Genomic DNA, 6,283 nt, shown 5'->3' with positions numbered 1-6,283 from the left:
TAGGCCGCGGGCCCATCCTTCACCGCCGGAGCTTTCCACACCAGAAGATGCCTCCCAGTGTCCTATCCGGTATTAGACCCCGTTTCCAGGGCTTGTCCCAGAGTGAAGGGCAGATTGCCCACGTGTTACTCACCCGTTCGCCACTAATCCCCGACCGAAGCCGGATCATCGTTCGACTTGCATGTGTTAAGCACGCCGCCAGCGTTCGTCCTGAGCCAGGATCAAACTCTCCGTGAATGTCTTCCCACCAACGGTGGGTCACACATCACGAGAGCGGTGCAGGAAGCGGAATACAACTTCCCGCACACAGCGTCCTCGCTGTGTTCTTGTTACTTCAAAGGAACCACGTCACCACAAAGACCCAGTGCAAGCGTCTTCGGGTAGACGGGGTATCAACATATCTGGCGTTGACTTTTAGCACGCTGTTGAGTTCTCAAGGAACGGACACTTCCTTCGTACTCACCACGAAAACCTACTTCGCGGCTTTCCTCCGGGCGTTTCCCTTCGGTGTGTTCACAGACTGTACCAGGTTATTTTCCGCACCCTGACAACGGCCCCGCGGACATGCCGGGCCGGGTCCGAAGTTAAGATCCCACCTGATAGCTGTCACTGAGCCTCGGCGCTGATGCGTCACCTGGCTCCAGACAGGAGTACAACTTTACAGCCCCCACACGACAGGCGCAAATCATCAGTGGCTGCTCCTACGCCAGCCAACCGGGACCTCTCATAGGGAATCGGGACTTCTCATGATTTACGCTGCCGAACAGCGCGCCGTCCCGTTCGGCAGCGATGGCGCCGGCCCATCCAAGCCACCCTGGGAGACCTGCATGACCAGCGTGACATCCCCGCTAGCCGGGCGCGCCATCGGACTGGCCGCCGTGCCCGATCCGGTGTTCGCCGGGGCGATGGCGGGGCCCGGCACAGCGATCGACCCGGTACGGGAAGCCGGTGCGGCCGTCGCCCCCGTGGACGGGGTCGTCCTCGCTCTGCACCCGCATGCCTTCGCCGTGGTCGACGCGGAGGGTCACGGTGTGCTGACGCACCTGGGCATCGACACCGTCCAGCTCAATGGTGAGGGCTTCGAGCTGCTGGTCGCCAAGGGCGACACCGTCACGCGTGGACAGCCCGTGATCAAGTGGGACCCGGCCGCCATCGAGGCCCGGGGCAAGTCGCCGGTGTGCCCGGTCGTGGCCCTCGACGCGTCCCCCGAGGCGCTGACGGACGTGGTGGACGACGGCCTGGTGAAGGCAGGTGACCTTCTCTTCGGCTGGTCCTGAGGAACCAGCCGGCCCGGCGTGGGATCCGGGCCTCCCCGTTCGCGCCGGTCTCCTCGTTCGCCGTGTGTGCCCGCCGGAGATCGGGCAAGCCGCCGGAGACCGGCAAGTAGACAACGACCGCGGTGGCCGGGGCCGCCGCTCATCTCGGAGACGTGTAATGGAGACAACGCTGCGAGGCGTCGGAGTGAGCCACGGTGTGGCGATCGGCGAGGTTCGGCACATGGGAACCGCGGTTCTCGAACCCCCCGCCAGGAAGATCGCCGGGGAGGACACCGAGCGCGAGCAGGCCCGTGCCCGCCAGGCCGTGGAGGCGGTCGCCGCCGACCTCATGGCGCGCGGCAACCTCGCCGGCGGTGAGGCGCAGGCGGTGCTCGAAGCCCAGGCTCTGATGGCTCAGGATCCGGAGCTGATGTCCGACGTCGAGCGGCGCATCGCGGAGGGCACCACGGCCGAGCGATCCGTGTACGACGCCTTCGCCGCCTACCGGGAGCTACTGGCCAATGCCGGTGAGTACCTGGCCGGTCGCGTCGCGGACCTGGACGACGTGCGCAACCGCATCGTGGCCCGGCTCCTCGGCGTGCCGATGCCCGGCGTGCCGGACAGCGACGAACCGTTCGTACTGGTGGCACGGGACCTGGCGCCCGCGGACACGGCGTTGCTCGACCCGGCCCTGGTGCTCGGCTTCGTCACCGAGGAGGGCGGGCCCACGAGCCACACCGCGATCCTGGCGCGGGCCCTCGGTGTTCCCGCGGTGGTCGCGCTGGCGCGAGCGGTCGAGCTGACCGAGGGCGCCGAGGTCGCCGTCGACGGCAGCACCGGGGAGATCTTCGTCGACCCGAGCGCCAGGACGAAGGAGCAGCTCCGGGCCGCGGAGGCCGAGCGCGCGGCGGTGCTGGCTGCTTCCACGGGCCCCGGGGCGACGGCGGACGGTCACAAGGTGCCGCTGTTGGCCAACATCGGGGGCCCTGCGGACGTCGCCGCCGCTCTGGAGGCGGGCGCCGAGGGCGTGGGCCTCTTCCGTACGGAGTTCCTCTTCCTGGACGACAGCACCAGCGCGCCGTCCGAGGACAAGCAGGTCGAGGCGTACCGGGCCGTGCTGGAGGAGTTTCCGGAGGGGCGGGTCGTGGTGCGGGTTCTGGACGCGGGGGCCGACAAGCCGCTGGACTTCCTGACGCCGGCCGCCGAGCCCAACCCGGCGCTGGGCGTCCGGGGCGTGCGCTCCCTGCTGGACCACCCCGAGGTGCTGCGGACCCAGCTCACCGCCCTGGCCAGGGCGGCGGAGGGGCTGCCCGTGTACCTCGAAGTGATGGCGCCGATGGTCGCCGACCGGACGGAGGCCCGGGCGTTCGCCGACGCCTGCCGGGAGGTGGGGCTGCCGGCGAAGGTCGGGGTGATGGTGGAGATCCCGTCCGCGGCGCTCAGGGCGCGCTCGGTCCTCCAGGAGGTGGAGTTCCTGTCGCTGGGCACCAATGACCTCGCGCAGTACACCTTCGCGGCCGATCGTCAGGTGGGCGCCGTGTCCCGGCTCCAGGACCCGTGGCAGCCCGCGCTCCTCGACCTGGTGGCACTGTCGGCCGAGGCCGCGAAGGCCGAGGGGAAGAGCTGCGGCGTCTGCGGCGAGGCCGCGTCGGATCCGCTGCTCGCCTGCGTGCTGACGGGGCTCGGGGTCACTTCCTTGTCCATGGGGGCGGCGTCCATTCCCTATGTACGGGCCAAGCTCGGCCGGTACACGCTGGCCCAGTGCGAGCGCGCGGCCTCCGCGGCGCGTGCCGCGGACACGGCTGAGGGGGCCCGGGAGGCCGCCGCGGCGGCGCTCGCCGGCAACTAGCACCGCACGGTGCCCACCGCCGCGTTGATCAGCAGCGGGGGCACGGGACGGCCTCCCGGGCGGGCCCGCGTCAGTGGGCGTGGCCGACGGGGTGGCCGTCGTCGCCGAGGTCGGGCGGCGGGACGTAGTCGACGTTCGATTCCGGGGCGACGATGTCCCCGGTCAGGGTGTCGGTGCAGTAGGCGTCGAAGACCTCGGCGGCGGTGAGCGGCTGGAGGTTCCAGCCCTTCAGCCGCCAGCCGTAGACCCGGTCCCGGGTGTCCTGGCCGATCGTGCGCACCACCAGGCCGCCTGCGGACCCGGTGGCGATCGGCGTGGCCAGGACGGTGGCGAACTCGCGGATCGCGGCCTCGTCGACGCGGGCGCTGCCCTGGGTGTCGTAGGCGATGTCCAATGCGGACAGGAGCGTGTCGGCCGGGGTGGCGGCGCTGCACACGAGGTGGTGGGTGCCCGGGCCGGCTCGGTCCAGCACCCGGACGACCAGGTCGGACGCGCGCGCGTAGGAGGCCCAGCCGATGTCCTCGCCGCAGGCGGCGCAGTCGCCGATGCCGGCCAGCAGCAGGGTGGCGTACTCCCAGGTGGCCTGGCGCAGCGAGGCCGTGACGAGGGCGGGCACCAGGTCGGCCAGCTGCTGGCCTTCGTACGGGATGGTCGGTGTGGTGGCCGCCAGATCGGCGGTGAAGCGGGTGCGGCTTGCGGAGGTGTCGGGGTCGAGGCCGGCGCCGGCGCAGTACTCCTCGTACTCCTCGGGGTCGAAGAGGGCGACCGAGGTGTGCCGGCCCTGTGCGGCGAGTCCTTCCAGCAGGGTCTCGATCTGGCGGAGGTAGGCGCGATGGTCGTGGAAGGCGAAGGTGCCGTAGCGGCGCATCGCCGTGAAGTCCTCCTCGTCGGTGAGTAGCGCGATGGTGGCGGGCATCTCCATCCGCAGGATCTCCTGCAAGGTGCCGGGCTCGGTGTGCGCCATGGTCGTTCCCCCCGTGTGCTCGGTCGATCAGTGCTCACTCACCGTAGCGGGAGGCACTGACAGCGGACCGGGGCCGGGGCACGTCCCGCCTGGACCGGGCCGGGTGTCGGGGCGGTCAGTGGCGTTCGCGGCCCAGCTTCTCGTAGAAGCGCAGCAGCTCGACGTCGTCGACGGAGCCGGGGTTGACCGCCCTGTCCACGGGCGTGCCCTGGAGCAGGCGTTTGACGGGCACCTCGATGCGCTTTCCGGTGAGGGTGTGCGGGACTCCGGGCACCTCGATGATCTCGTCGGGGACGTGCCGCGGGGAGAGGTCGGAGCGGATGGTCTGCTTGACGCGGTCACGCAGGGTGTCGTCGAGGACGGCTCCGGGGGCCAGGTGGACGAAGAGCGGCATCCAGTAGCCGCCGTCGGGCTGTTCGATGCCGATGACGAGGGACTCGCGGATCTCCGGGAGCCGCTCCACGGCCTCGTAGATGTCGGCGGAGCCCATGCGGACGCCCTGCCGGTTCAGGGTGGAGTCGGATCGGCCGTGGATGACGACGGAGCCGCGCGAGGTGAGGGTGATCCAGTCGCCGTGCCGCCAGACGCCGGGGTAGGTGTCGAAGTAGCTGTCGTGGTACCGGTGGCCGTCCGGGTCGTTCCAGAAGTGGATCGGCATGGACGGCATGGGCCGGGTGACGACCAGCTCGCCGACCTCGTCGACGACGGGCCTGCCCTGCGGGTCCCAGGCCTGGAGGTCGGTGCCCAGGCAGGGCGCCTGCAGCTCTCCGATGTGCACGGGGAGGGTGGCCACGGCGCCGGCGAAGCAGGAGCACACGTCGGTGCCGCCGCTGACGGAGGCGATCCACAGGTCGTCGCGCACCCCGTGCAGCCAGCGGAAGCCGTCCGGGGGCAGCGGGGAGCCGGTGGTGGCGACGCAGCGGATCCGGGCGAGGTCGTGGTCGTGGGCCGGCCGGACGCCGGCCTTGCGGCAGGCCATGACGTAGGCGGCGGAGGTGCCGTAGAGCGTGGCCCCGGTGCGGGCGGCGACGCGCCACTGGGCGCCGGTGTCCGGATGCCCCGGGCTGCCGTCGTACAGGATGACGGTGGTGCCCGTCAGCAGGCCGGAGACGAGGAAGTTCCACATCATCCAGCCGGTGGACGTGTACCAGAAGAAGCGGTCCTCGGGGCCGAGGTCGCAGTGCAGGCCGAGCTGTTTGAGGTGCTCCAGGAGGATGCCTCCCTGGGACTGCACGATCGCCTTGGGCAGCCCGGTGGTGCCGGACGAGTAGAGCACCCACAGCGGGTGCTCGAAGGGCACCTGCTCGTAGCGGGGTTCCCCGCTGCCCGCGGTGAGGGCCGACCAGTCGAGGGTTCCCTCGGGAGCGGGCGTGCCCAGCAGGGGGATGTGCACGACGGCGCGCAGGCCGGGCAGTTCGCGGCGGAGCTCGGCGACGGTCTCGCGGCGGTCGTGGTCCTTGCCGCCGTACCGGTAGCCGTCCACGGTGAACAGGACCACGGGTTCGACCTGCTGGAAGCGGTCCAGCACGCTGCGGGCGCCGAAGTCGGGCGAGCAGGACGTCCAGACGGCGCCCACGGCTGCGGTCGCCAGCAGGGCGACGGCGGCCTGGGGGATGTTGGGGAGGTAGCCGCTGACGCGGTCTCCCGGGCGCACGTCGAGGGCGCGCAGCTCGGCGGCGAGCGAGGCGACCTGGCGGCGCAGCTCGGCCCAGCTGATGGCGTGGGGCTCGTGGGTCTCGTCGACGTGGAGGATCGCGGGGTCGTCGGGGCGCTGGTCAGCGGCGCGCAGCGCGTGTTCGGCGTAGTTGAGGGTGGCTCCGGGGAACCAGTGCGCGCCGGGCATGCCGGGGTCGTCCAGCACGCGCGCGTAGGGGGTACCGAAGCGGACGTCGAACCAGTCGGCTACGGCGGCCCAGAAGGCTTCCAGCTCCGTCACGGACCACCGGTGCAGTGCCGCGTAGCCGCCCGTGGCGGGGGCGCCGTGCCGCTGGGCGGCCCACGCCTGGAAGCGGGTGATGCGCGCCTGCTCGATCGTGCGCTCGTCGGGCTGCCAGAGCGGCGAGGGGTTCGCTGTGGACATGGGCGGCTCCCGGGACTGCGGCGCGTGATGGGCGTCGGTTCGCGCACGGGCGGGGTGTGCGCGTGACGCGGCTGACTGGGACGATGCCATGTGATCGACTTCCACGCCAGGGTGAGGCCCACATAGTCGCCTCC

The 6,283-nt window shown here is 71.0% G+C and carries 4 protein-coding genes and 1 rRNA gene (1 of these 5 cut by a window edge); 2 read left to right on the top strand and 3 right to left on the bottom strand.

Features of this window, described 5'->3' with window-relative positions; translation table 11 throughout:
- Positions 1 to 237: ribosomal RNA gene (locus Sm713_RS22250) — 16S ribosomal RNA — on the bottom strand; it reaches 1,292 nt to the left of the window's first position.
- 590 nt (positions 238 to 827) lie between these two features.
- On the opposite strand from Sm713_RS22250, the gene Sm713_RS22245 reads away from it, so the two are divergent.
- Positions 828 to 1,277, top strand: a complete 450-nt coding sequence (locus Sm713_RS22245) for a PTS glucose transporter subunit IIA (protein WP_212911316.1) — start codon at positions 828 to 830, stop codon at positions 1,275 to 1,277.
- 157 nt (positions 1,278 to 1,434) lie between these two features.
- Entirely contained in the window at positions 1,435 to 3,105 is a 1,671-nt protein-coding gene (gene ptsP, locus Sm713_RS22240) for a phosphoenolpyruvate--protein phosphotransferase (protein WP_212911315.1), read from the top strand.
- A gap of 70 nt (positions 3,106 to 3,175) precedes the next feature.
- On the opposite strand, the gene Sm713_RS22235 is transcribed toward ptsP, so the two are convergent.
- Together Sm713_RS22235 and Sm713_RS22230 are read right to left on the bottom strand one after the other, a co-directional pair.
- A complete protein-coding gene (locus Sm713_RS22235) occupies positions 3,176 to 4,069 on the bottom strand; it encodes a hypothetical protein (protein ID WP_212911314.1) in 894 nt (297 codons plus the stop codon).
- A 115-nt stretch (positions 4,070 to 4,184) separates the two neighbouring features.
- Complete coding sequence (locus Sm713_RS22230) at positions 4,185 to 6,149, bottom strand: acetoacetate--CoA ligase (protein WP_212911313.1); 1,965 nt, start codon at positions 6,147 to 6,149, stop codon at positions 4,185 to 4,187.
- Positions 6,150 to 6,283 lie beyond the last annotated feature (134 nt).

Source organism: Streptomyces sp. TS71-3 (assembly GCF_018327685.1).
Lineage (GTDB): Bacteria > Actinomycetota > Actinomycetes > Streptomycetales > Streptomycetaceae > Streptomyces.
The sequence above is the reverse complement of the archived record's forward strand: the minus strand, read 5'-3'. Positions and strand labels throughout refer to the sequence as shown.

Coding starts and splice junctions, on each gene's coding strand:
- Sm713_RS22245 (WP_212911316.1), top strand. CDS start 828: ATGACCAGCGTGACATCCCCGCTAGCCGGGCGCGCCATCGGACTGGCC.
- ptsP (WP_212911315.1), top strand. CDS start 1,435: ATGGAGACAACGCTGCGAGGCGTCGGAGTGAGCCACGGTGTGGCGATC.
- Sm713_RS22235 (WP_212911314.1), bottom strand. CDS start 4,069: ATGGCGCACACCGAGCCCGGCACCTTGCAGGAGATCCTGCGGATGGAG.
- Sm713_RS22230 (WP_212911313.1), bottom strand. CDS start 6,149: ATGTCCACAGCGAACCCCTCGCCGCTCTGGCAGCCCGACGAGCGCACG.